The following is a 25,266-nucleotide window of genomic DNA, read 5'->3' as shown; positions in this document are numbered from 1 at the left end:
AAGACGGCGCATCAGGCCTTGATGTACACCCAGGCGTGCACGCCGGATTTCAACAACACCGAGACGCGCTTGTAGTCCGCGACTTCATAGCTGTCGGCGGCATGCAGTTCCTTCTGGCTGATCTCGAACACCGTGCCGTGGACTTCGTCCTTCGGGTCGTAGCTGGCGTACACGATGGGGTGCTCGGCCTTGCCGCTGGTCTTCAGGACCTCCGGGTCGGTAATGGCCACCCAGTGCTGGACATACCCCGTCATCGCATCGGGCCGCCCGGTCAGCTCGCGGCCGAAATTGGCCAACTGCACCGCCTTGTCCTGCAGCGTCCCGTACGAGAAAAGCAGTATCGACGTTTCGTGGGAGTCATTCACCATCGTTCCTTCAGGGAAAAATCGTGGGGAAATGACTTTACACCAGTGCGTCCACGATGCATCCGAAAGGTCGACGCGCTGCGCTGAACAGGCGCCGACCCGTCTTGCCTTACACCCAGGAAGCCGGCCAGCGCGCCAGCCGCGTCACTAGGCCTTGCACGTCTTCGTACACGGCAAGCACCCCGCGCTTGTTGCGCAGGACGACGACACGTTTTCCTTCGAATTCGTTGATGTGGCTATAGTGCGCCGGCTCTTCAGCGCCACCGTCCTGCTTATAAGCCGTCTTGGCGCGGTCGACAAAATCGTCGTCGTCGCGCTCCACGCGCGTGATGCCCGGCCGCATGCGCACGGGCGGCATGTCCCCGGGTCGGCCGCTGCCGCCGTCCGCCATGAAACGCGCAATCCGCATCTTCACTTGCGGAGGATTGAAGTCGGCTTGCGCCATGCCAAGGGCCAGGATGCGTTGCCGCGCGTCTTGCGGAAGTTCCTGCCACTGGTTCAGCACAGAGGCGCCAAGAAAAGCCAGGATGCGCTGCTCGGCGTCGTCCAGTTGCTCAAGCGCGAATGACGTGGCCAACGCGGAAAAACGCGCGCCGCCTTCATCGTCCCATCGCGCCCTGCCTGCCCTGCCGGTTGAATTCGACATGCGATTCTCCTGGGCATGCGGGGTAAAAGCACCAACGGCAGGATCAAACGACGCCGCTGGAAAATAAAAGGCCGCCCGTGGAATTCAGGGCGGCCCGGTCAGGCATATGCGCAGCGCGATGCTGCCGGACATCAAACTGGCCTGGCATGTGCGTCAACCACGAGCCTGCCATGATTGATCGCGGCATCCACCGCCATTCCCGGGCTGGAAACGAATCCACCCGATTCGAACAACGGTACGGCATGATGTTCGTTGAGCTTGTCCTGATCTGCCGCAAGTTCCACCGCAACCGTTGCGGTGAAGGCGGGCCGGCCACTGCCCCCGACTGAAATCCGGGAAACACTAGCGGTGAGCCGATAGCCCTTGTAGACCATATTGTTGTGAAACATGAAACCCCCTATTTGATCAAAAGGCCGCAAGGGCCTTCATTCACAAAGCGCGGATTTGCGTGGCGTGCGGGCCTTTGGCGCCCTGCGCGGTGACATAGCTGACGCGCTGGTTTTCCAGCAGCACCTTATGCCCGTCGCTCACGATTTCCGAGAAATGCGCAAACAAATCCTTGCCGCCGTTCTCGGGCATGATGAAGCCAAATCCTTTGGCGTCGTTGAACCACTTGACGATTCCGGTTTCCATAATCTCTTTCCTTTAAATGCGAGCACCGCCCGCGAAATGAGCCTGTCAAGGAAAGGACTGCGAACAATGAAGCGCCCCCAAGGGTGCAAGACCGGACGAAAATCACGATGCTCGAAAAGCTTCAAGCCCACTATGGGTGCAGGGGTTCTTAAAGTCAATCGGCGTTTCCGATTACCACCAAATAGTTATTACGGTTCCAATTGGCGGTTATTTGGCCCGAAAAAAACGCGCCTGCATGTCTGCATGCCCCTTATTGTTTGCCTATTGCGTAACCAACCCTGCTTTTAACTACGCGCGCGAGGTAAAGCGCGTATGCTGGTGCGATGGTGCTTGAACGTGCGTTACCTTCGCCGTATCGCCATACAGGAGTATGGTCATGCCCATTCAACGTAATAACCTCTCGCAGTCCCTTCCAATGTCACGCGTCGCGTCAATGGCGTCCGCGCCGATCGCAGAATACGCGTGAGCGCATTCAGAAGGTCGATCGCAAAATTCGCAAACGCCTGCGTCAAACTGCTTCCGCCCGCATCCATGCCGCCTCGCGGCAACAGCGGCGAGCCCAAGCGTGAAGCACAGCGCGAACACGCAGCCATCTCGTCGCCCTGGCGCATCTACCGCATCTACGCCCGGCCCGGGCATCTGCTGATGCGCAATGAACAAGGCCGCATCCTGGACCTGGGTGTCATGAAAGGCGCGGAACCCAACCTGACGTACCGGCTGTTCGCGCGGGACCTCCAAGGCAAGGGCTTCGCCACGCGCACCTTGCTGCTGGACGACATCGCCCGCCGCATCGAAGCGGGCGAAATCGGCAAGGAACTGTTGAACCTGCCCGACTGGGATCAGTCTCTTGGTGCAGACCTGGACCGCGGCACGCATACGGATGTGTCGATGAAACTGGGGCGGTAAGGCGCCTGCCTGGCCCGCATGGGATATGCTTTTGGCCTGAAAATTATCAGGGCCCGCCCATGCAAGACCCCACTGCCATTCTGGATGCTTTCGAACGCCTGGGTTGGAAGAACAACGACCCCATGGCGCAAACGCTGCAACTGCAGCGTGAAGACCCCAAGGCGTTGGGCGATCTGGTCGCGCTGGCGCTGGACCGGTCGCTCGATAACGCCACGTTCATCGACGCCGCGCTCGACTTGATGGACGACGACACGTATGTGGCCACGGTCAGCCTGGCCTGGCAGCGCGCGATGCAAGGGGACCGGTCGGACCTCCTGTCTGCCGTGCTGGATTCCGCCGCCCTGCAATACCCTCATGTCTTCGCGGGCAGCTGGGAACCGTTGCTGGCCGCCGCGCACGCGGGCGAAGGCGGTCCGGAATATCTTGATGGCCAGGCCTGGCGCGCGTTGGACGCCGCTACATTGGAAGCCTGGTGCGCCGCGCTTGAGCACGACACCACCGAAGGAACGCTAGGCCGCGCACGCGCCATTGCCTTGCTGCGGTCGCGCCGGCCCGATGCCGTGTTGCACGCGTTGACGCGACTGTTCCCCGATGCCTCGGATCCCGCTGCTGCGTCCTGGCTGATGCTTGCCGGCTACACCCGGCACGCCGACGGCCTGCGCTCGCTGCACACGGAACGGCCCCTGCATATCGGCTTCAACGCCGCGCAGCGCAAGCGCATGCTGGCCGATCAACCCGCCTGGCGGCGCGACATCCACAGGGCCCATCCCACCTGGAACGCCGGGACGCCGCCCGTCACGCATGCGCGCATGGGCGGCGAGCTTGCCAGCACCTGCGGACTGTGCCATGCGCCCTTGCATCGCTTGCTGTCCCTGCCCGAACCCGCCCGCGCGGGCATCGAGAGCGGCAGCCCAATCGAATTCGCGACATGCCTGTCCTGCCAGGGTTGGGAGAGCGACGGTCCGCTGTTCTACCGGCACGATGCCGATGGCGTCGCCAGCGCGCATCCAGTGCAGCAGCGCGACGCCCCGTCGACACCCGACTTCGTCGCCGGCGCCTTGCTGGAGGCCGAGGTCCAGCTCTTTACCGCGCCCGCCCGTTGGACCTGCCAGGACTGGGGCGAATCGAACGGCCGCCAGAATCTCAGCCGCGTCGGCGGCGCGCCCAGTTGGGTGCAATCCGCCGACTACCCCGCCTGCCCCGACTGCCAACAGGACATGGCTGCCGTCATGCAGCTGGATTCCGGGTTGCCCCAGGCCGACGGCGGCGAATGGCTATGGGGCAGCGGGGGCTGCAATTACACGTTCTGGTGCCCGGACTGCCGCGTGAGCGGGCAGCTGTGGCAATGCACGTAGCCTGCGGGCTTTCCCAACGCTTGCGCATACGGAGGCCTTTGCCCGGTCGCACCGTCTGATAAATCATAAGCGCGCGCTCGTTTCATTTTCACGATGTGTATGGTACACATCATGAACAGCCTAGAGATCATTAAGCAGTTACGCCGGGCGGGATGGGTATTCAGGCATGCCCGAGGCCAAGGAAACGTATGAAATACCCCATCGCCATAGAACCCGGTAGCGACGTGCAAGCCTGGGGCGTGGTAGTCCCGGATCTGCCCGGTTGCTTTTCTGCCGCCGACTCGGGCATCGACGACGCCATCGAGAACGCCAAAGAAGCGATCGAACTTTGGATCGAGTCTGCATTAGACAGCGGTGAACCTGTGCCCCCTCCCGGCCGCATTCACACGCATCAATCGAAGCCGGAGTTCGCAGGCTGGATCTGGGCGATCGTTGAAATCGATCCTGCCGTGATGGATGACACCATCGAACGCGTCAATATCACCCTGCCTCGCCGAATACTCGCCAGGATCGACGCAAAGGCGCGCGCTGCCGGAGAGAGCCGGTCCGGATACATTGCCCACCTGGCGTTGACGCACTAATCCCGCCAAAGATCGGATAAGGTGTCGCCCTGCATGTCGCGCCCCATCAACCCCTGCAAGAATTCTGCACTATGACGTCTTCCGCTCCTTCCCCCTACCCCGCCGCCATCGATCCCGACCAGGTCGGCGAATACCCCGCCCTGACGAAGTCCGGCGGCGGGTATTTCTATGACGACGTGCTGGAGTACCGCGTGTGGGTGCACCCGCATGCGGGCGGCGAAGACTTGCACGACGGCGACGACTATTACTACGCGTTCGCTACCTTCGAGGACGCGGCAGAATGCGCGAACGAGACGCCGGGCGCGGAGCAGCCGCTGGTGCTGGTCCGGCAGTTTGAATCCATCAACGAACCCACCCCGGGCGTCTTCGAGCATTTCACCGAAGCGCGGATCACCGAATGGCGCGTGGAGTGGCTGGCCGACAGCAAGCGCACCGCCACGTCCATCCCGGATTTCCTGAACCGCCGCGCTCACTAGGCGCGCTGGCCGTCAGCTCATGTATACGCCGCCGTTGATGGCGTAGTTGGCGCCCGTCACGAACGCCGCTTCGTCGGACGCCAGCCAGGCGCACAGCCCTGCCAGGTCGCGGGCGGTGCCCAGCCGTCCGACGGGCACGCTTTCGATGATGCGGTCCAGCAGCGCAGGCGGGAAGGCCTTGACGGTATCGTCGGCGATGAAGCCCGGCGACACCAGATTCACCGTCACGCCGCGCGCCGCCACTTCCTGCGCCAGCGACCGCGTGAAGCCGATCACCGCGCCCTTGGCCGTGGCGTAGTTGATCTGGCCGATCTGGCCTTTTTCCGCCGCCACGGACCCGATGTTGATGATGCGCCCCCAGCCGCGGTCGGCCATGCTGTCGACCACTTGCTTGGTGCTGTTGAACAAGGTGTCCAGGTTGCTGCGCAGCACGGCCGACCAGTCCGCATACGCCATCTGGCGAAAACGCATGTCCAGCATCGAGCCGGCGTTGTTGACCAGCACGTCGATCTCGCCAACTTCGCGGCGGACCTTGGCGAACGCCGCCTCTGTCGAGACCCAATCTGTCGCGTCGCCTTCCGAGGCGACGAAGTCGTAGCCCAGGGATTTCTGTTCCTTCAGCCAGCCGTCGCGGCGCGACGAGCGCGGGCCGCAGCCGGCCACCACACGGTGTCCGGCATGATGCAGCGCCTGGCAGATCGCGGTGCCCGTGTGGCCCATTCCGCTGGTGACGTAAGCAATACGCAAAGCCATGAACGTTCCTTTATGAAAGTGCGGCAGGCGCCGCGGATCAAGCGACCCCGCCCACCAGGGGGAACAGGCCGAACGCCAGGGCGGCCGCCAGCATTACCATGCAGACCATCGTGGCCCACTTCAGCGAATAGCGCTGGTGGTCGCCGAATTCCACGCCGGCCAAGCCGACCAGCAGGTAGGTCGACGGCACCAGAGGGCTCAGCAGATGCACCGGCTGGCCGATCAGCGATGCGCGCGCCATTTCCACCGGTGAAATCCCATAGCCCTGGGCGGCTTCGCTCAGGATCGGCAATACCCCGAAGTAGAAGGCGTCGTTCGACATGAAGAACGTGAACGGCAGGCTGACCAGCGCGGTGATGCCGGCCAGGTACGGACCCATGGCATCCGGAATCACGGCCAGCAGGCTGCGCGACATGGCTTCCACCATGCCCGTGCCCGACAGGATGCCCGTGAAGATCCCGGCGGCGAAGATCAGGGACACCACCGACAGCACGTTGCCCGCATGCTGGGCGACGCGGCGGCGCTGCTCGGCCAGGTTCGGGTAGTTGATGATCAGCGCCACCGCGAAGGCGATCATGAACAACACCGGCAGCGGCAGGATGCCCATCACCAGGCTGACCATCAGCGCCAGCGTCAGGCCCGCGTTCACCCACAGCAGCTTGGGGCGGCGCAGGTCGTGGTCGACTTCGATCTCGGGCAGGTTCTTGGGGCCGTCTTCGTCGTAGCCGGCATGCAGCGACGCGCCAGCGGGCAGCGACAGCACGCCCAGGCGGCGCCGTTCACGCAAGCCCAGGAAGAACGCCAGGACCAGGATCGAGACAATCGCCACGCCCATCACCGGCACCAGCGGCACGAAGATGTCGCCCGCGTCCACGTGCAGGGCGCTGGCGGCGCGCGCCGTCGGCCCGCCCCACGGCGTCAGGTTCATCACGCCGCTGGCCAGCATCGCCAGGCAGGTCATGGACAGCGCGTTCATCTTCAGGCGGCGGTACAGCGGCAGCATCGAGGCCACCACGATCATGTAGGTCGTGGAACCGTCACCGTCCAGCGAGATCACCAGGGCCAGCACGGTGGTGCCGACCACGATTTTCAAGGGATCGCCCTTCACCGCGCGCAGGATGCGGCCCACGATGGGGTCGAACAGGCCGGCGTCGATCATCACCCCGAAATACAGGATGGCGAACATCAGCATCACGCCCGTGGGCGCAATCTTGCGGATCCCGTCCAGCATCATCTTGTCGATGCCGGCGCCGAAGCCGCCCAGCAACGCAAAAATAATGGGGACGAGGATAAGGGCGACCAACGGCGACAGGCGCTTGGTCATGATCAGCGTCATGAACGTGATCACCATGCCGAAGCCAAGCAGGGTCAGAAGCATGAGGGGTATCTCCGACTAGTCGTTGTTATGTGTGGCACTGCCTCCGGCGGGGGAAGCAGGTGCAGAAGACTAGGAAGAAAAGCTGTCTGGAACCTGTCGTTTTTTTGTAAGCAAGCCCGCAAGACCGGGGTAGCCGACGGCACTACAATCGGGCCCATGCGCATCCTGGTAATCGAAGACGACGAGGATCTGGCCGACGCCATCGTCCGCCGGCTGCGCCGTCTCGGCCATGCCGTGGACCTGCAGAACGACGGTCTCAGCGCCGACGGCGTCCTCCAGTACGAGACCTTCGATCTGGTCATCCTGGACATCGGGCTGCCCCGCATGTCCGGCTTCGACATCCTGCATCGGCTGCGCGACCGCGGCAGCAAGACGCCGGTGCTGGCGCTGACCGCCCGCATCGACATCGAGGACCGTGTCCATGCCCTGGATACCGGCGCCGACGACTACCTGGCCAAACCCTTCGACTTCCGCGAACTGGAAGCCCGCTGCCGCGCCCTGCTGCGCCGGCCCATCGCCCAGGCCACGGGTGTGCAGCGCTTCGGCGACCTGACCATCGACAGCGCCGCCCGCCAGGTGACCCTGGCCGGCCAACGCATCGACCTGCCCAAGCGCGAATACAGCCTGCTGGAAATCCTGCTGGCCGGCATGAACCGCGCCGTCAGCAAATCGGAAATCGCCAACAAGCTGTTCGCCTTCGACGACGATGCCGCCCCCAACGCCATCGAGGTCTATATCGCCCGCCTGCGCCGCAAGCTGGAAGGATCGCCGCTGCGCATCGAAACGCAGCGCGGCACCGGCTATCTGCTGACCGCGGCCGACGACACGGGCCGTAGCACCGCAGCGCCCGACACGCCGCAGGACTAAGCTGTGCAGCACCGCCGCCTCTCGGTCCGACGCCGGCTGCTGACCATGCTGCTGGTGCTTTTTGCCGTGGGCCTGGGCGCCCTCTATCTGCTGGTGCGCGGGTATGCGCAGCAGACTGCCGACACCACCTACGACCAATTGCTGCGCGCCTCCGTCCTGTCCATGGCCGACAGCCTGCAGCTGGTGCAGGGCGAATGGCAGATGGACATGCCGTATGCCGCGCTGGCGCTGCTGGAGCAAGCCCCGCGCGACCGGGTGTTCTATCGCGTGGCCGCCGGCGACGGCGCCCTGATCTCGGGCTATGGGGACTTGCCAGCCCCGGCCGGCGTGGACGCCGCCACCACCGCCGGCGTCCCCCAACTGTACGCAGCCGTCTACCAGGGCGAGCCCGTGCGCATTGCCTGGATGGCCCGCAAAGTGGCCGGCCCGCGCAACGCCGAGGTGGCCGTCATCCAGGTGGCACAGACCCGCGAGGCGCGCAATGCGCTGGCCCAGGGCATCCTCTGGCAAGGCACGCTGGCGTTGATGGGTTTCACCGCGGCGGCGCTGGCCCTGGCGTATTGGGGCCTGCAGCGCTCGTTGTCGCCCATCCAGCGCATTGAACGCGAACTTGCCGCCCGCAGCGCGTCGGACCTGCATCCCATCCACGCGCCCGTGCCTGAAGAGTTGGACAAGCTGGTCCACGCGCTGGATGGCTTCATGGCGCGCCTGTCGGACAACCTGGATACGCTGCGCCTGTTCATCGCCGAGGCCGCGCATCAACTGCGCACGCCGCTGGCCGCGCTGCACGCGCAGATGGAGGTGGCGCTGGATGAGGAAGACGCCGCCGAACAACGCCGCAGCCTGCTGGCCGTGCTGCGCAATGCGGAAAAGCTGTCGCGCCTGGTGAACCAGCTGTTAAGCGACGCCAGCGTCATCCACCGCAGCAACGTCAAACAGTTCCAACCGGTGAACCTGGCCGAGCTGCTGAGCCAGGCGGCCTACGACACCATCCCGCAAGCCGACCCCCAGCCCGACGTGCGCCTGCACCTGCCAGGCACGGCGGCGGGCGAAGCGCCGCTCATCCAGGGCGACAGCCTGATGCTGCGCGAGGCCTTCAAGAATCTGATCGACAACGCGCTGCGCCACGGCGCCAGTCCCGACGGCCACATCGACATCCGTCTTGACCGCCACGACGCGTGCTGGCGGATTATCGTGTCCGATCAGGGACCAGGCATTCCGCCGGCCTTGGCCAACACCGCCTTTGAACGCTTTGCACGCGGCCCCAATCCCCGCACGCCCGGCGCCGGCCTGGGCCTGTCCATCATCAAACGCGTAGTGGACATCCATCACGGCAAGCTCAGCCTGAGCAACCGCGTGGGCGGCGGGTTGGACGCCGTCATCACCTTACCGGCCGGCCCCCATGATGCGTGACACCCTATCATCCCTGCGCGGGTTCGGCCGCGGCCTGGTCACAATCGCCGCCTTGCTGCTGTTCCTGCCCACGGCGCATGCCCAGGAAGCCAGCGGCGCGGGCCTCACGCTGGGGCCTGCCGACAGCAAGCACGTGCTGGTCCTGCACGCCTCCAACAGCGTGCAGGTGTTCAAAGGCGTGCTGGAAGACTTCAGCAGGCTGAACCCCATGATCCGCCTGGAATACACCGAACTGACCACGCAGGAGCTCTACGCTGAAACCGTGGCCCGTGGTCAGGCCGGCGCTGCCCGATCCGGCCCGGACCTGATCATCAGCAGCGCCATGGACTTGCAGACCAAGCTCGTCAACGACGGCTACGCGCAAGCCCATGTCTCGCCCGAGACGCGGTCGCTGCCCGCCTGGGCCAACTGGCGGGACGAGGTCTTCAGCATCGGCACCGATCCCATCGTGATGGTCTACAACACGCGCAAGCTCGACGCCGCCCGCGCTCCCCGCACCCGACGCGAACTGCTGTCCCTGCTGCAGGCCCCGGACCAGCCCCTGGCCGGCAAGATCTCCACATACGACGTCCAGGGCAGCGGCATCGGTTACCTGGCTGCCACGCAGGACACCCGGTTGGACAGCATGGCCGGCGCGCTGCTGGCGGCGCTGGGCGCGAGCGGCGTCACCGTCCATCAATCCACCGAAGACGCCCTGGACAAGCTCGAGCGCGGCGACATCACACTGGCCTACAACCTGTTGGAGTCCTACACCCGGCACCGCATCGACCAAGGCGCGCCGCTGGCGATCATCTACCCGCAGGACTACACGCTGATGCTGTCACGGTCGGCGGTCATTCCCAGGCAGGCGCCGCGTGCAGACCTGGGCGCCCTGCTTCTGGACTATCTGCTGTCGGCGCGCGGACAGGAAATGGTCTCGCTGCAATCCGGCATGCGGCCCGTCAGCGCATCCGTCGTCCCTGCGGCAGGCGTGCGTCCGATGGGCCTGGGCGTGGGATTGCTGGTGTATCTGGACCCCTTGAAAAAGCGCCATTTCCTGGACTTCTGGCGGGTCGCGGTATTGCCTTCTGCTGCGGCAAACGCCAAGCCCTAGGGCGCCTGCCTGCCCATCCGGTCGAAATACCCCGGTGCGGCTGCACCACGCGTGGCAAACGCGGCACTTTTCCTGATCGCAGGGCGTAACGATTTTGTCCTTCGCCGCCATTTTGCGAGGATAATTTCCGCTTGGGTCCGCGGCGGCCGCTATCCATGCGCCCCACCTCGCCAACCCTTCCGCTCTGATCCGCAGCAGCCGAGCACCGCTTTGGTCCGAATAGGCCGAAGCTCCCCCACCAGCACCTGAGACACGTAGCAGCAATTACGTTTGAACCAGCGTTGGAGGTACACCATGGCCGAGCATCAGATTGTTTTGCGGCGCGCGATCGACGCCGTGCATCACCTGACCGACCCCGAGCCGCCCTGGCACGATATTTTGCGCACCGCCCGCGACCTGGTCGGCGCCGACAGCGGCACGCTGATCGTCTTCGATGCCCGCAACAAGCTGCTGAACCTGTCCGCCATCGGATTTTCGGATGCGTGTTATGCCGACTACCAAGGCCATTACCACCGTTGCGACATCCTGGAACAGGACTCCCGGCAGGCCCCTGCCGGCACCTGGCTAGACACGGCGCAGATGTACAGCCCCGACCAGCTGCAACGCACGGAGTTCTATACGGACTTCATGCTCAAGCACCGGATGGCGCAAATCCTGAGCCTGATCGTCGAGTCCAACACCGTGCTGCACGCCACCATCGGTTTCCAGCGCTCGACGGTCGACCCCAAAGCCAGTCAGCGCCTGCAGTCCGGTGATTTCGCCCAATACTTCCGCACGCTGCAAAGCCACCTCGCGCAGCGCGAAAAAGCGCTGGCCGTCGGCTGGCAATCCATTGAACGCGCCTTCTCGGAACTGGACGAAGCCATCTTGCTGATCAGCAAGGAATCCATGGTCAACGAGATGTCCGCGCTGGCGGTGCGGTATCTGGACGACGCCCAAGGCTGGACGGTGCGCGGCGGCAAGCTGCGGCACGCCGACCACAAGGTGCAGCGCTTGTTCGACGCCAACTGCGCCGCAGCCGTCCGGGACGGCAAAACGCGGTCGCTGGCCACCGCGTCCGGCTGGGGAGAGTTCTTCTGGATCGACATCAGCCCCGCGCCACACGCCCTGAACCTGATCGGCGGCAGGATGTTGCTGATCCGCATGCGTAAGAAAAGCGCCTTCGCGATGCCCGACGTCGCCAAACTGGAATCCGTGTTTGCCATCACGCATGCCGAAGCGGCTGTCCTCGCTGGTCTTGCCGCCGGCCATAGCGTGGAAGAAGTCGCCACCCTGCGTCAGGCCTCGGTGCTGACGGTGCGCAAACAGGTTGCCTCCCTGCTCAGCAAAATGGAATGCAACCGGCAGGCGGAACTGGTGCGCTTAGCCTCCTTGCTGTAGGTCGCCCTGCCCGCCAAGCCAAACGGCCGCCGTCCAGGCGCCTGCGGGCGTACCCAATTTTGAGTATGTGGCCTGCACCCATGCGGCCCTACGATGGGCCCGAAGCCATGAGAGAGGGGGCAATCCGGTCCCGCAGCGGTCCTTGTCCGAGCCTGCGCCCACGCATCCCGTCAAGGAAAAGCTGCGATCACGCTTGTCATCAAGGAGCACTTCATGAAGCCCATCCTCACCCTCCGCGCCGCCATCCCGGTGGCCTTGGCGGCCTTTGCGCTGCTGTCCGGCCCCGCCGTTGCACAAATGGGAGCCGCCCCGACCACCGCCACGCCCGAGCCGAACGTCGCCCTGAGCCGCGACGACGTCATGCGCGACCTGGCCGCCTGGAAGCAATCCGGCGTCGAAAGAAACTGGAATAGCGACAACACGCCAGACATCAACAGCCCGGAATACATCGACAGCTATAAAAAATACGTGGACACGGTAAGGCCCGGCACCACCTCGTCGCAAATGCAGTCGCAATCGCAATCGCAAAACCCGGGCAAATGGTGACACGTTTGCCTGCTGCCATGGGCGGTCAAGCCAGATAAGACGTCACCTCATCCGCCGTCAGGTACCGCTTGAACGTCATCGACGGCTGCTGCGCGTCGTGGATGATGCCGTTGAATCCCGACCAATTGCGCTGGGTGCCCTCATCGGTCTCCAGCGCAACCAGCACCCGCTTTCCATGCTTGGCCATGTTGAGGCGCAACGCCGCTTCGCCCCAGGCCCACAGCATCGGCTGGACCAGTTCGCCATCGGCATAGGCGCCGATCTGCAGCCATTGGAAGTCGGCGGTGTCCCGCTCCATATCGGGCTGGCGCGGCGCGATGTCCCGCTTCACACCCAAGGCCTCGGCATGCTCGCCAATGATGATCTGCAGCAACGTGAAGGCGTGGAAGGTATTGTTGACGGCGTGGGCTTGCACGACGAAGCCGGATCGGGACGCAGGCATCACTACGACCAATTCGTCCAGGTAGCTGACTTGCGCCGCCATCCATAAGTAATGCAGTTGCTCGAACGGCAGGCTGTCGTTGCTGGTGGCCATGGGGTGCAGCAACCCCATCAAGGCGTCGTCCGATACAAAGGCCTGATGGTTGCCCTGGTCGCGCATCAGCATCGTCATCATGGGCAAGACCAGGACGTCCACGGCTTGATGCAGGGCTTCGACCTGCCAGCGCTCGTCTTCGGCAACGGCGGCCATCTTCGCTTGCGCATCCGCCCAGGCCTGGCGGTCGGCTTCCTCGACCTCGTCATCGTCCGCTTCGACTTCCTGCGCGCAATAGGGCCGCAGGGTCTGCAGCCACTGGCTCAGCAGCGATTGCAACGTCGGAAAAAGAATGGCGGGATCGGCATCGTCTTCAACCAGGGACCCGCACATCAGCGCCAGGGCCGACGCGCGGTTGGGGTGCAGCCGGGGCAGCAGATCCACGCAGGTCTGCAGGGATGCGCTGGTGTGTGCCGCGTCCTGGGCGTGCACGTAAAACGCGCGAACCTCGGGGCGGTTGAAGAATTGCTCGAGCGAGTCCAGATCATCAGCGGTGAGGATCGGGGCGGTGAGCGCGGCGGCAAGGTCTGCGATGGGCATGGGAAGGACGGCAAGGGTTGGCGTGGTGCGAGCGCCGCCGGCACCAGCCCGCGCAGCCCGTCTTTGCCTGCAGTTTATTTCAGAACCGGTAGGCTACCCCCGCGCTCAGCGACCTGCCGTTTCCCGGCAGGAAAATGGGCATGGCCACGGTCGCCGTGTTGCGTATCGCATAACTGCTGGCGTACGTCTTGTCCGTCAGGTTGTCCGCCTGCACGTATCCGCTCCAGTGGGCGTCGTGCTCATACGCCACCTTGAAGCCCAGCAACGCATAGGCCTTCTGCTGCGTACCGGCGGCGTTGGCATGGTTGGTCTCGGTGTCGCTCATCAGCCAGCGCACATTCGGTCCCACGCGCCAGCCCCCCTTGCGGTACATCACTTCGGCGCTGAGCAGATGGCGCGGCACGCCAGCAATGCGGTTGCCTTGGTATTCGCCGGAGCGGAAGCGGAAGTCGCTGAACGTGTAGGCCACGCGGTAATCGAGCAAGCCGTCGCCCGGCGCGGGCAGACTGCCGTAGAGACCGGCTTCGATGCCCTGGTGCCGGGTCTGGCCGCCATAGTTGTAGGTGCCGGCCGGAGTACCGTTGGCGTTGGTGACGGACATGAGTTCATCGTCCACCTTGCTGCGGTACAGCGACACCGTCCAATGTTGCTCGCGGCCGGCCAGGTTGAAGGCGCCGTCGCCGCCCAATTCGTAGGTCAGCGCGCGTTGCAAATCCAGCTTGCTCATCGACGTGACGGCGGTAGCAGGATTCATGGGCGCGGGCACCTCGCCGTTGACGATTTCCCAGAACGTGGGCGCCTCATTGCTGCGGCTGACGTTGGCATACCACCGCTGGGCGGCGGCCGGCTGCCATACGATGCCCAGGCGCGGGGTGGCGTAGCTCCAGTCCTGGTCCAGGGTCTTGCCCGTGTTGCGCTCGCGGGCATCGCGCACCGCCTGGGTGTATTTCAGGTCGCCGACCAGGCTGAGTTGTTGCGTCACATGCCAATCCAGGCCGACCAGGGCGCTGCGGTTTTCCGCTTGCAGGTCGTAGGCGCCGAAACGCTGCAGGCGCCTGCCGTCGGCGGGACGAATGGCGTAGAAGTCGCGGTCCATATCGCTGCGTTGCCAGTCGAGAGCGACACGGTAGTCGACGTTGCCGGCCTTGCCCGCCAACTTCCACAACAGGCCATAGGTATCACCGTCGGTCACGTTCGCGACCTGCGGATTGGTGAAGTCGTCGTCGGTGCGCTGCCAGTACAGGCCCACGGTCTGGTTCAGGGCATCACTGCCCCAATAGCTGCGGTTCGCAAGGCGGAACTGGCTGGTGTCCCGATGCGGATCACGCTTATAGACGTTGTTGCTCAGATCCAGCGGCGAATCGCCGTCACCCAACACGCCGCGCGGATCCTCGTACATGCGCGCTTTGGGCACGGGCTGGGGGATGTCGAACTTGAGGTCGGTATATGACAGGTAGGTGCGGTTCTCGAACGTGCCACGGCGGAATCCCAGGTTGCCCTGGAAGCTGGACCGCTCGGACGCGGAATGATGGCGGTAACCATCGGATTTGTCGTAGCCGAAGCTGATGCGGCCGTCCATGCGTTCGTCTTCGAATCCCTTCGAGAGCGCGAGGTTGCGCGTGCCGAAGCTGCCGCCTCCCAAGCGGATCACATCGCTCTGGGTGCCCACCAGTGACTGGAAATCGACTTCACCGCCCAGCGTGCTGGCGCCTGGCGATAGCGCATTGGCGCCGCGCCGCACGGTGACCAGGCCGGCATTGCGGGGCTCCAGCAAACTGATGATGAACGAGCCGTCGGCGTCATTGAGCGGTACGCCATCCTGCATCAGCAGGATGCCGCGGCTTAACGGATTGCTTTGAATGCCGGAACCGCGGATGTTCAAGCGCGGTTGATCCAAGCCGCCGAAGAATTCCTGCACGATGACGCCGGGTTGATAGTCCAGGGCATCGCGCAAGGTGACAAGGCGCACCTCCTGCTGAGGTTCGATCAGGTTGGTGCCGCCCGGCACGGCCTGCAGGACTTGCCTGACTTGCTGCGGGCCGGGATCGAGGGTCTGCGTCAGGGTTTGGCCGGAGACGACCACGGGGGCTAGCGAGGGCACGGGTTGGCTGGCCGGCGCCGTGGCGATGGGCGCGGCCTCCTGGGCGAAGGCCACGGACAAGCCGAGGGCGCTGAGCGTGAGGCTGGACGCCAATTGGCGCAAGACGGGGGACGTCATGACAGTACTTCCGCGAAAAGCTGAATGGCTGGATTACCAGGACAGATGGAACATGGCTTTGGCCAGCAAGACGATGCCGACCATGTGACAGAAAACGCTGATGTGCACGCGCCGGCGCAACACGCTGTGCAAGCGCTGGCGGCGCGCCAATGTCATCGCAACGACGACGTGGATCAGCACGCTGGCGGCCAACGCGATCTTGATGGACAGCAAAAGCGCGAAGGAAGAACTGCCGGGGCTGGCGAGCGCGCCGCGGTATTGCCAGGCCATGCCCAGGCCGGCCGCATACAGCACCAGCACCGCCCACGGCACCACGGCGCGCACGCGGGGCCCAAGCTGGCTGCCCAACGCCTTGCGCACGTCAGCGGGCAAGCGCTTCTGCACAGGTTCCAGGAACAGCACTTCGAAAGTGACGGTGCCCACGAAGACAAACGCGGCGAACAGGTGCAGGACAAGCAGCAAGGGATAAGTATTCATGGCTAAGGTCCAAGGAAAGAAGACAGACAAGCGGTCAGGGTTGGAGAACGCCGTCGAACGCGATCGGCATGACGCCCCCCCGGTCCACCATGACGCAGCGGTCGACCAGCCCCCGCAGGTCCTCGGGGTCGTGGCTGATGCACAACAGGGCAGCGCCGCTGCGGGCGATTTCCTCGCGGCAGCAAGCGGCAAGCTCCCGGCGCAGGGCGGGATCCAGTGCGCTGAACGGTTCGTCCAGCATCAGCAGATCGGGCGCAAGGGCCAGGGCGCGAGCCAGCGCCACGCGTTGCGCCATGCCGCCGGAAAGCTCGCCGGGCCAGGCCTGCATGGCGGCGTCCAAGCCAACGCGGGCCAGCCAATGCTGGGCCAACGCACGGGCCTTGGCCGGCGGGTATCCAGCGCCCCGCAGCGGCAGGACGACGTTGTCCAGCGCATGGCGCCATGGCAGCAGGCGGGGCTCCTGGAACATCAGGACCGGATGCCGGAAGGCATTGCGCACCGCTCCGCTGCTGGGGGGGACCAGTCCGGCAGCCAGACGCAGCAGGCTGCTCTTGCCGGCGCCGCTGGGCCCGATCAGACCCAGGCGCTCGCCGGGACGCAAGCGCAGATTGACGTCGTGCAGCACGGTGAGTGCGCCGTAGCGCAGGGATAGGGATTGCATCTCAAGCACGGCTGGACTCCATCCACCGGCCCAACCGGCGCTGCAAAGGCTGCAGGAAGGCGAATTCCAGCACCGCCACCAGGCCCAGGATCAGCAGCACCCACGCGAACAGTTCCGCGGTGTCGAAGGTGCTGCGCGCGTTGGCCAGCGCGTAACCCACGCCGTTTTCGGCGCCCAGCACTTCCGCCATGACCACCAGCCGCACGCCGCCGCAAGCAGCAATCAGCAAGGCGGCCAGGAGCGGGGCGCTAAGCGCGGGCAGATACAGATGGCGCAGGCGCAGCCAGCGGCCGTAGCGATAGACGTGGGTCATCTCGATAAGATTCCTGTCCACGTGCAGCATGCCCTTGACGGTATTGACGTACATGCCGGGCGCCATCATCAGCGTGGTGATGAAGATCACCATCGGTGAACCCAGGCCGAACCACAACATGGCCAGCACCACGATCACGACGGGCGGCATGGCCATCAGCAACCAACGCAGCGGTTCGATCAATCCGCGCAGGCGGGCGCTGTGCCCGGCCAGCACCCCCGCCGTGAAGCCGAGGGAGGCGCCCGCCAGCACGCCAACGCCGATGCGCATCAAACTGACGCCCGCATTGGCGAAAAACTGCGGGCTTTGCACCAGCGGGACGATGGCGCATAGCGCTTCCCACGGCGTCGCCATCAGCAACGGCCCAAGCTGGCGCGCGGCCACATGCCAGGCCAGCACGATCAGCAATACGCCGACGGCGCTCCAGGTGCGCGAAGTACGCGCCGGCACGGCAGGGACGGGGCTCATGGGCCGTAGAAGCCAATGGGAGGCAGCTTGCCGCCGATGGCTTGCGGGAAACGGCCAGCCAACAAGCGGTACAGTGCCTCGAGTTCGGGGCGCGCATCCTGGGCGCTACGGCTTTCCAGGCGCGTCGCAAGAATGGCGTTCTCGATCGCCGGCTGAGGCAAATGCGGCAGATACCCGCGGACCAACGCGGCGCACTCGGCGGGGTGCGCGACGCACCAGCGCGCCGATGCGGCATAGGCCTGTTCCACGGCAAGGCACAGCTCCGCGTTGCCTGCGACACCGGCGGCAGCCATCACGCCTGCCTGCGGCAGCGAAGGCTGCGCGGGAAAAGCAGTGCGCCAGGCCTGTTCCAGGCTTTGGCCGCGATGGAGTGCCGGAGCCCGCTCGGTCTGTTGCGCCCGCCACAACAGCAGCGACGCCATCGGTTCGACCAGCAGCGCCTGACTGGCCTGGCCGTCCAGCATCAACGCGATCGCGTCCTGGCCGTCGCGCGTGTGGCGCAGCGCCACAGGCGCCATGCCGCGTTCGGCATGGGCGGCCAGCAAGGTATCCAGCAACACGGCCGGCAAGTCGCGCTGGAAGGGCACCAGCAAGTCACGGCCGGCCAGGTCGTCGAAGGTCTGCACGGCCGGATCGCGGCTGACCAGCCAAAGAATCCCCCACACTGAAATGTTCAACAGCCGCACCGGCATGCCCCGGTTGTGCAGCAAGGCGGGCAGCGTGCTGGGCGCCGCGCTGAAATCCAGGTCTCCGTTGACCAGCAGCGTGCGCAATTGGTCCGGCGTTTGCCACAGTCGGAAGCGCAATTGCTCGGTGTGGGTGGCCAGTGCCCCCGTGGCCGCCATGTGCATCAACGGGTAGCTGACCACGGCAGCGGGGCCAGCCAGTGTCAGCGTCGCAGGGCGTCGCGTTGGCGACGCGCGTACGATGGGCAGGCTGGACAGCAGCGCCGTGCCCAGGGCCGCCCCGCAGAATCGGCGGCGCATATGCGAGTTTGTCATTAAATATCAAACACGAATTGTTATCATTTAAGATTCTCGCATTCATGTTGAAAGACCCAGAATGACAAATATCAATCTGCCCGGGCCGGCCGCCCTCGCCTTGCTGGCAGGTCATCCGCTGCTGCAGGGCCTGCCTCCCGGCACGGGCCCGGAAGTCGCCGCGGAGTTGTTGCGCGGCGCCATGGCCTTGCGCGCCGACGCGGGGCAAGTCCTGTTCGGCGAAGGCGACGACGCCCTCTACTATTTGTTGATCGAAAGCGGCCAGGCCGAGGTCATGCGCTACAGCTACAACGGCGACGAGCGCGTGTTCCGCGTGTTCGAGCCTGGCCAGTTGATGGCCGAGGCGGCCATGTTCATGCCGCATGGCCGTTACCCCATGCAGGCGCGCGCCCGCACCCTGCTGCAGGGCTGGCGGCTAAGCCGGCACCAATTGCACGAGGCGTGCAGGCGTTGGCCGGACCTGGCGCTCAAGCTGTTGGCCGGCCTTAGCAAAAGCCTGTACGACCAGGTCAACAAGGTGGACTGGATGACGTCCAGCTCCGCGCCCGAACGTCTGGCCAACTACTTGATGGGGCTGCGCGAGCGCCATGGTGACGCCCTGACGTTGCCGCTGAACCAGCGCCAGTTGGCCGCGCACCTGGGCATCCGGGCCGAAACCCTGAGCCGCCTGCTCAATGACTGGCAGACGCAGGGCTACATCAGCGGACAGCGCCGTCAATGGGCCGTGCGCGACCCGGCCCATCTGGCCAAGCTGGCGACGACAGCGAAACGGCCGTTTTGAGTCGCGGGCGACGCGCATCGCGGCAAGGGATCGCGCACCTCCAATGACTTTCGTCATCGGCGCCCTCCCCGCCCGCGCCGCACAATGCAGGCCAGTCCTTTCCCCTGGCTCGCCATGCCCGTCTCCGACTTCCCTCCAACGCCTGAGCAGGCGGCCCCTCCCTTCACCGAAGCAGACATCCGGCAACTGGTGCACCGCTTCTACGCCAAGGTGCGCCAAGACGATGCGCTGGGACCCATTTTCAACGCCCGGGTCGCGGATTGGGACCTGCACCTGGACATGCTGTGCGACTTCTGGTCGTCGCTGCTACTGGGCACGCGTCGCTTCAAGGGCGCACCCATCCCGGCGCATGCGCGGATCCCGGATCTGTCCTGGCCGCTGTTCCAGCGCTGGCTTGCCTTGTTCCACGGCGTCACCGCCGAACTTGGCATCCCGGCCCTGCAAACACAGGCCGACGCCATGGCCGAGCGCATTGCCGCCAAGCTCTGGAGCATCTGGCAGCAGCGGCAGGCCCCAACGCCCCCCGCCCTGCCGAACACCTTGCCTGACGGCGTGCGCCCTTATCGTGACAGCCCGATGTTCACGCCGGACAACCTGCCGGCCAGCCTGCAAACGGCGCATGCGACCAAAGCCGGTACCTGGGGTTTGCTGACCGTGCATGCCGGCCTGTTGCGCTACACGCAGGATGATCCGCCGCACGCCCAGGTGGTGCTGGCTGCCGGACAACAGGTGCTGATCCAGCCGCAGGCGCGGCACCACGTGGCGTTTGAACTGCCGGGAAGCTTCCAGATCACATTCTGCCGGGCCGAGGACAAGGAATAGGGGGCCTGACGCCCTGTCGCGCCGACAACAAACCACGCCCACAGGTCCCTGACAGACGCGCCATGCCTGACGAGGGTCGTGGTAGATTCAATCGTCTTTCCGACCGCGGACCTTCTCATGTCGCCTTCCATGGAACCCAGACCGGCCGATTCGGCTATGCAGGAACCCGACGGGGAAGACACTGTCGCGGGACGGCGTACGGACGGACAACTCCCGGCGCTCGTGCCGGCGCGGACCGCGTTGCTGGTCATGCATTACCAGACCGATATCCTTGGGCTCTTCCCCTCGGTCGCCCCCGCCCTGCTTGCCAACACGCGCAGCCTGTGCGATGCGGTCCGGCAAACCGGCGTCAGCGTCTATTTCGCCAATATCCAGTTCAGCCCCGGCTATCCCGAAGTCAGCCCCTTGAACAAGAACGGGCAAGGAATCAAGCAGCTGGGGCTCTTCGTGGGCGACCAAGTCTCGCCGGAACTCGGCAGGCTGCCCAGTGAACCACTCATCATCGCGCATCGCGCCAGCGTGTTCTTCGGCACCGACCTGCAAGTCCGGCTTTCCGCGCAAGGTATCGATACGTTGATGATGGTGGGGATCGCGTCAACCGGGGTCGTGCTGTCGTCAGTGGCGTACGCCAGCGATGCGGACTTCCGCCTGCTGACCGTCAAGGACTGCTGCTACGACCCGGATCAGGTGGTGCATGACCACCTTTTTGCGACGGCGTTCGCGTCGCGCACGACGGTGCTGTCGCTGGCCGACGCCTTGTCATGGCTCGACCGACCATCCACGCGGCCCGGCCATGATTCCGATCCCACGTAGCGTGTTGCGTAGACGCGCCCGGACCCCCTAAATAAGTATCAAACTGCAATTCCCTTCCGAGGGTTCATGCCGCCCGTTCTGACCGGCAACGACGCCCCGAGTCCGGCTGGCGAGAAACGGCGACCATGCCCCCGCATTTCTCCGTGTTACAAGCTTTCCCAAATTTCATCAAATAAAACACCTCTGCCGCCACGCCTGATTTAGTTGTATGGCTTGCTTGCACGGACATCCGGCGGCACGACGCTCCGGGGCCCGCAGGCGAATACAAAAGCTATAAACCGGAGGAGGAGCCATGCGTTTTCTTAATCGCAGGATCGCCGCATTGCTGGCGAGTGGGCTGATTGTCGTACTGGCCGGCTGCGCCGCGCCCGGCGGCAAGAAAGACACCATCGATATGGCCGGGCTGTCCCAGCCCGTGGATATCGTCAGGGACAAGCACGGCGTGTCCCACATTTATGCGCAGAACCAGAATGACCTGTTCTTCGCCCAGGGCTTTACCGCTGCGCGCGACCGCTTGTGGCAGCTGGACCTGTGGCGCCGCCAGGGTGAAGGCAAAATGGCCGAACAGTTCGGGCCGCGCTTCATCGAACAGGATCGCGCCGCGCGCCTGTTCCTCTTCCGTGGCGACATGCAGGCCGAATTCGCCAGTTACCACCCTGAAGGCAAGGCCATCCTGACCGCGTTCGCCAACGGCATCAACGCCTATGTGAACTGGGTGAAGGCCAATCCGGAGCAACTGCCGCCGGAATTCAAGCTGACCGGCACCGAACCCGGATACTGGAGCCCCGAGACCTCGCTGATCCGCATCTACGCGCTGACGCGCAACGTCAATGAGGAAGTCAAGATGGCGCAGCAGGTCGCCAGCTTGGGGCTGAACAACGTGCAGGGGCTGAGCACGTTCGAGCCGCCCTTGGCGCTGCAGGTGCCGGCGGGCCTGGACGTGCGCCAGATCGACAAGACGGTACTTGCCAACTACACGCTGGCGCGCGACGGCCAGAAATTCGTTGCGGCCGACTTCCCGCGCAGTCCGTTGGCGGAAGATGAACGGGTGAAGCTCGCCAGCGCCTTGTCGGAAAACAGGCTGGCATCGCTGGACGCGGATTTCGATCCGATGGCGACCCGCTATGAGAGCAACAACTGGACAATCGGCGGCCAGCGCACCGCCAGCGGCAAGCCCATCCTGGCCGGCGACCCGCACCGGTCCATTACGATGCCGTCCCTGCGCTACATGGTGCACTTGAACGCGCCGGGCTGGAACGTGATCGGCGCCGGAGAACCCGCGCTGCCGGGCGTGTCCATGGGCCACAACGACCGCATCGCCTTCGGCCTGACCATCTTCGCATTCGGGGACGAAGAAGACCTTTACGTCTATGACACCAACCCAGCCAATCCCGGCGAATACCGCTACCAGGGCGGCTGGGAGAAGATGCGCCAGGTTGACGAGTCCATCCCCGTGCGCGGCGCAACGCCCGCCGTCCGCAACCTGAAATTCACGCGCCACGGCCCGGTGATCCACGAAGACCTGGTGCGTCACAAGGCCTATGCCTTGCGCGCGGCTTATCTGGAATACCCGGGAACCGCCGCTTATCTGGCCAGCCTGCGGCTGAATCAGGCGCAGAACTGGAACGAGTTCGTCGCCGGCATGGAAAAGCACTACACACCCAGCGAAAACATGGTGTATGCCGACGTGGACGGCAACATCGGCTGGTTTGGCGGCAGCATCGCGCCGATCCGTCCGCGCGGCGACTGGTCAGGCATGTTGCCGGTGCCGGGCAACGGCGATTTCGAATGGCGCGGCATCCTGCCGGGCAGCGCGCTGCCCCGGGCTTTCAACCCGCCCGAAGGCTATGTGGCGACCGCCAACGAGTACAACCTGCCCGCCGACTTTGCCTACAAGGAAATGTCGGCACGCACCTGGGCCGAACCCTACCGCGTGCAGCGCATCCGCGAGGTGCTGGCCGACGGTAAAGGCCTGACGGTGCAGCAATCCCAGGACCTGCAATACGACAATCTGTCGATTCCCGCCCGCACGCTGATGGGCTATGCCAAGTCCCTGAACGCCGCCGACCCCGCCTTGAATGACGCCCTGGGCCTGCTCAAGGACTGGGACGCCCGCATGGGCACCGAGTCGCGAGCCGCCTCGGTCTACGCGTTCTGGCTGCCCGAAGTCGTCAAGCGCGTGACGGATCTTTACGTGCCGGCAAATGGGCGAGCCGCCTTCGGCGAACTCTCCACCCGCAAGACGCTGGAAAAGCTGGCTACCCCCGATGCCGCGTTCGGCCCTCGGCCGGAGCAAGGGCGGGACGCGCTGCTGCTGCAGGCGCTGGCTGATGGGGTGATGAAGCTGCGCGCCACGCTGGGACCGGACTCGACGCAATGGCAATGGGGCAAGCTGCATCACATCCAGTTCGAGCACAGTCTCGCCAGCCTGCTGCCGCCCGACACGGCAAAGGCCTATGGCACCCCGCGCTATCCGGTGGGCGGCGACAACGACACGGTGCATCGCGGCACGTTCCGCAAGAGCGACTTCCGCCAGATCAGCGGCTCGTCGTACCGCCAGGTGATCGACGTGGCCAACTGGGATAACTCACGTGTCCAGAACGTGCCGGGGCAATCGGCCGATCCGCGCAGCCCGCATTATCAGGATCTGCTGAAGGGCTGGGCCACCGGGGAGTACTTCCCCATGGCCTTCAGCCGCGCCAAGGTGGACAGCGAGCGCGCGGATACGCTGACGCTGCGGCCGTCCGGGAATTGAGAAGGCGGCATGACTGACCGGCGCCGGGCCGCGACGCAAGGACGATGTCGCGGCCCGGCATTTTTCATCTTTTAATGGAGACCGCATGACCGAAAGAACCCTTACCGGCACCCGACCGACCGAGCGCCGGCAGCCCAGCGAACGGCGCTTCTGGTTCATCGTCCTGGCCGGCACGCTGGCCGCCCTCAGCTACGAAATCCTGGCCGTGCTGCAAGGCGATTTCTCGGCGGTGAAGAAACTGTTGCTGCCCGCGCTTCTACTGGCGTGGCTGTACCGCGGCAGCCCGTGGGCGCGCTGGATCTTGATGGCGCTGCTGCTGGGCTTCGGGGTCCTCAACCTGTACTTGGCGTTAGGGCTGCTGCAAGACGCCCCCGATCGCCTGCTGTACGTATCGATCTTCAGCGCCTTCATGATCGCAACGGGGCTGTACCTGGCGTTCGCCAAGCGGGATTTCGCCCGCTACTGCAGCTACGCCGCAGTGCGCGACGACCTGCGAGCCCGCGCAAAGCGGCGGTGACGCAGGAGTCCAGCGGGAACAGGCCCGAGCGCGCACAGCGCTCGGGCATCCTGACAAAGGGCCAAAGCGTCGGCCCTTACTTCTTGGACGCGTCCTGCTCCACGACCATGTCCAGCACATACACCTTCGACGGCGCGTCGGCGGGCGGGTTCTTCCAGTCGTAACGCTTCACGCGCAGCACGGTGCGCACGCCGTCCTTGTGCTCAAAGCCTTCGATGGACTGGTACAGCGGATGCCACTTGTCCTGCGTCGGCTGCTGCACGCCAGCTTCGTTGTAGCGGCGCTCGCGCACCATCAGGCACTGGTAGTTGGGAATCATCGGATGGCTGCATTCCGCCTTCTTGGCCGCGACTTCCAGGAAGATGGTTTCGCCGGCGCTGCCGTACAGCGTCTCGGGCGTGGGTTCGCCGACGAACTTCAGGACGGTGCCATCCTGCCCGACCAGCTCCAACGCGGGCTCGGCGGTATCGCCGGACAGCGTGGCGCGCAGGTCGCCCTTCATCCGCTCGTTGATCTCGGCATCCAGCTGCATCAGGCTTTGTTCGCACGCCTTCATCGTGGACGCCAGGTTATTCACATGCAGCACGCCGTTCTGATAACGGTAGCCGCCGAATTGCGCATTGCAGCCACCACGGATGTTCAGGGCGTCGTTCGAGAACGTCAGGCGCAACTGATGCTCGATCCCCTTCTGCAACGCGGCGACCGGCTTGCCCGACGTATCGGTAGCGGAAGCCAGACGCCAGTAGTAGGCGGGCAGGGTCAATTGGCTGGCGGGCGACGTGACGGCAGGAGTGGGCATGGAGGACGATCCTTCGCTAGGGGAGGAAACCGGGGCGCAAGCTTGAAGCAGCGCGGCGCATGCGGACGCAAGGAGGATTATTTTTTTCATGGTTCGTTCCTGTAAGCCGGATGGCACTGATGAAAAGCGGAATTCTACGTTCGCAGCGTGGACGAATTTGGCGAACCGGCTTCC

The 25,266-nt window shown here is 64.7% G+C and carries 27 protein-coding genes; 14 read left to right on the top strand and 13 right to left on the bottom strand.

The genetic code is table 11. The features are described from left to right. Positions 1-11 precede the first annotated feature (11 nt). From CEY09_RS05810 to CEY09_RS05795, 4 genes are all read right to left on the bottom strand, one after another. Entirely contained in the window at positions 12-368 is a 357-nt protein-coding gene (locus tag CEY09_RS05810; RefSeq protein ID WP_088587901.1) for a gamma-glutamylcyclotransferase family protein, read from the bottom strand. Positions 369-474: 106 nt separating this feature from the next. Then, positions 475-1,011 (bottom strand): hypothetical protein, encoded by a 537-nt coding sequence (locus tag CEY09_RS32380; protein WP_175216751.1) that lies wholly within the window; start codon positions 1,009-1,011, stop codon positions 475-477. Positions 1,012-1,142: 131 nt separating this feature from the next. Then, positions 1,143-1,400, bottom strand: a complete 258-nt coding sequence (locus CEY09_RS05800; protein ID WP_081534077.1) for a hypothetical protein — start codon at positions 1,398-1,400, stop codon at positions 1,143-1,145. Between the two features lie 40 nt (positions 1,401-1,440). Then, on the bottom strand, positions 1,441-1,644 hold the full coding sequence (locus CEY09_RS05795) for a cold-shock protein (RefSeq protein WP_006223700.1): 204 nt from the start codon (positions 1,642-1,644) through the stop codon (positions 1,441-1,443). 462 nt (positions 1,645-2,106) lie between these two features. Here CEY09_RS05795 and CEY09_RS05790 point away from each other — a divergent pair, with 462 nt between their 5' ends. From CEY09_RS05790 to CEY09_RS05775, 4 genes are all read left to right on the top strand, one after another. Continuing rightward, on the top strand, positions 2,107-2,550 hold the full coding sequence (locus CEY09_RS05790) for a hypothetical protein (protein ID WP_088587900.1): 444 nt from the start codon (positions 2,107-2,109) through the stop codon (positions 2,548-2,550). A 59-nt stretch (positions 2,551-2,609) separates the two neighbouring features. After that, positions 2,610-3,905, top strand: a complete 1,296-nt coding sequence (locus tag CEY09_RS05785; RefSeq protein WP_088587899.1) for a hypothetical protein — start codon at positions 2,610-2,612, stop codon at positions 3,903-3,905. 188 nt (positions 3,906-4,093) lie between these two features. Continuing rightward, positions 4,094-4,486: a type II toxin-antitoxin system HicB family antitoxin gene (locus CEY09_RS05780; RefSeq protein ID WP_088587898.1), complete on the top strand. Its 393-nt coding sequence runs from the start codon at positions 4,094-4,096 to the stop codon at positions 4,484-4,486. 71 nt (positions 4,487-4,557) lie between these two features. After that, on the top strand, positions 4,558-4,962 hold the full coding sequence (locus tag CEY09_RS05775) for a hypothetical protein (RefSeq protein ID WP_006223697.1): 405 nt from the start codon (positions 4,558-4,560) through the stop codon (positions 4,960-4,962). 12 nt (positions 4,963-4,974) lie between these two features. On the opposite strand, the gene CEY09_RS05770 is transcribed toward CEY09_RS05775, so the two are convergent. Together CEY09_RS05770 and CEY09_RS05765 are read right to left on the bottom strand one after the other, a co-directional pair. Then, positions 4,975-5,715: an SDR family oxidoreductase gene (locus CEY09_RS05770; RefSeq protein WP_088587897.1), complete on the bottom strand. Its 741-nt coding sequence runs from the start codon at positions 5,713-5,715 to the stop codon at positions 4,975-4,977. 37 nt (positions 5,716-5,752) lie between these two features. Beyond that, complete coding sequence (locus CEY09_RS05765; RefSeq protein ID WP_006223695.1) at positions 5,753-7,093, bottom strand: CitMHS family transporter; 1,341 nt, start codon at positions 7,091-7,093, stop codon at positions 5,753-5,755. A 156-nt stretch (positions 7,094-7,249) separates the two neighbouring features. Here CEY09_RS05765 and CEY09_RS05760 point away from each other — a divergent pair, with 156 nt between their 5' ends. The 5 genes from CEY09_RS05760 to CEY09_RS05740 all read left to right on the top strand — a co-directional run bounded on the left by CEY09_RS05760 (position 7,250) and on the right by CEY09_RS05740 (position 12,392). Continuing rightward, positions 7,250-7,960, top strand: a complete 711-nt coding sequence (locus CEY09_RS05760; RefSeq protein WP_088587896.1) for a response regulator transcription factor — start codon at positions 7,250-7,252, stop codon at positions 7,958-7,960. A gap of 3 nt (positions 7,961-7,963) precedes the next feature. Next, a complete protein-coding gene (locus tag CEY09_RS05755; RefSeq protein WP_088587895.1) occupies positions 7,964-9,373 on the top strand; it encodes a sensor histidine kinase in 1,410 nt (469 codons plus the stop codon). Further along, on the top strand, positions 9,363-10,466 hold the full coding sequence (locus CEY09_RS05750; RefSeq protein ID WP_088587894.1) for an ABC transporter substrate-binding protein: 1,104 nt from the start codon (positions 9,363-9,365) through the stop codon (positions 10,464-10,466). The genes CEY09_RS05755 and CEY09_RS05750 overlap by 11 nt, the downstream gene beginning before the upstream one ends. A 294-nt stretch (positions 10,467-10,760) precedes the next feature. Further along, the gene (locus CEY09_RS05745; RefSeq protein ID WP_088587893.1) at positions 10,761-11,846 is read left to right on the top strand and encodes a LuxR C-terminal-related transcriptional regulator; all 1,086 of its coding nucleotides are present in this window, start codon (positions 10,761-10,763) and stop codon (positions 11,844-11,846) included. 213 nt (positions 11,847-12,059) lie between these two features. Then, positions 12,060-12,392, top strand: a complete 333-nt coding sequence (locus CEY09_RS05740; protein WP_088587892.1) for a DUF4148 domain-containing protein — start codon at positions 12,060-12,062, stop codon at positions 12,390-12,392. A gap of 25 nt (positions 12,393-12,417) precedes the next feature. Here the strand turns inward: CEY09_RS05740 and CEY09_RS05735 are convergent, their stop codons facing one another. The 6 genes from CEY09_RS05735 to CEY09_RS05710 form a co-directional block, all read right to left on the bottom strand. Continuing rightward, entirely contained in the window at positions 12,418-13,467 is a 1,050-nt protein-coding gene (locus CEY09_RS05735) for a hypothetical protein (RefSeq protein WP_088587891.1), read from the bottom strand. Between the two features lie 79 nt (positions 13,468-13,546). Further along, complete coding sequence (locus tag CEY09_RS05730) at positions 13,547-15,685, bottom strand: TonB-dependent receptor family protein (RefSeq protein WP_088587890.1); 2,139 nt, start codon at positions 15,683-15,685, stop codon at positions 13,547-13,549. Positions 15,686-15,718: 33 nt separating this feature from the next. Beyond that, positions 15,719-16,162, bottom strand: a complete 444-nt coding sequence (locus CEY09_RS05725) for a CopD family copper resistance protein (RefSeq protein WP_088587889.1) — start codon at positions 16,160-16,162, stop codon at positions 15,719-15,721. A 34-nt stretch (positions 16,163-16,196) separates the two neighbouring features. After that, positions 16,197-16,823, bottom strand: coding sequence for an ATP-binding cassette domain-containing protein (locus CEY09_RS05720; protein ID WP_234818239.1), 627 nt, complete (start codon positions 16,821-16,823; stop codon positions 16,197-16,199). A gap of 1 nt (position 16,824) precedes the next feature. Then, positions 16,825-17,604, bottom strand: a complete 780-nt coding sequence (locus CEY09_RS05715; protein ID WP_088587887.1) for an ABC transporter permease — start codon at positions 17,602-17,604, stop codon at positions 16,825-16,827. Then, positions 17,601-18,605 (bottom strand): substrate-binding domain-containing protein, encoded by a 1,005-nt coding sequence (locus CEY09_RS05710; RefSeq protein ID WP_234818232.1) that lies wholly within the window; start codon positions 18,603-18,605, stop codon positions 17,601-17,603. Before CEY09_RS05710 ends, CEY09_RS05715 begins: the two co-directional genes overlap by 4 nt. A 61-nt stretch (positions 18,606-18,666) precedes the next feature. On the opposite strand from CEY09_RS05710, the gene CEY09_RS05705 reads away from it, so the two are divergent. The 5 genes from CEY09_RS05705 (at position 18,667) to CEY09_RS05685 (ending at position 24,293) form a co-directional block, all read left to right on the top strand. Next, positions 18,667-19,386: a Crp/Fnr family transcriptional regulator gene (locus CEY09_RS05705; protein ID WP_088587885.1), complete on the top strand. Its 720-nt coding sequence runs from the start codon at positions 18,667-18,669 to the stop codon at positions 19,384-19,386. A 114-nt stretch (positions 19,387-19,500) separates the two neighbouring features. Beyond that, positions 19,501-20,208, top strand: a complete 708-nt coding sequence (locus CEY09_RS05700; protein WP_088588054.1) for a TehB-like domain-containing protein — start codon at positions 19,501-19,503, stop codon at positions 20,206-20,208. A 156-nt stretch (positions 20,209-20,364) separates the two neighbouring features. Then, positions 20,365-21,021, top strand: a complete 657-nt coding sequence (locus CEY09_RS05695) for a cysteine hydrolase family protein (RefSeq protein WP_088587884.1) — start codon at positions 20,365-20,367, stop codon at positions 21,019-21,021. Positions 21,022-21,313: 292 nt separating this feature from the next. Further along, a complete protein-coding gene (locus CEY09_RS05690) occupies positions 21,314-23,776 on the top strand; it encodes a penicillin acylase family protein (protein ID WP_088587883.1) in 2,463 nt (820 codons plus the stop codon). Between the two features lie 85 nt (positions 23,777-23,861). Further along, positions 23,862-24,293: a hypothetical protein gene (locus CEY09_RS05685; RefSeq protein ID WP_088587882.1), complete on the top strand. Its 432-nt coding sequence runs from the start codon at positions 23,862-23,864 to the stop codon at positions 24,291-24,293. A 76-nt stretch (positions 24,294-24,369) separates the two neighbouring features. Here the strand turns inward: CEY09_RS05685 and CEY09_RS05680 are convergent, their stop codons facing one another. After that, complete coding sequence (locus CEY09_RS05680) at positions 24,370-25,092, bottom strand: META and DUF4377 domain-containing protein (RefSeq protein ID WP_234818231.1); 723 nt, start codon at positions 25,090-25,092, stop codon at positions 24,370-24,372. Positions 25,093-25,266: the final 174 nt, after the last annotated feature.

Source organism: Achromobacter marplatensis (genome assembly GCF_002209535.1).
GTDB classification, from domain to species: Bacteria; Pseudomonadota; Gammaproteobacteria; order Burkholderiales; family Burkholderiaceae_B; genus Achromobacter; species Achromobacter marplatensis.
This window is presented reverse-complemented; position numbering and strand designations above follow the sequence as displayed.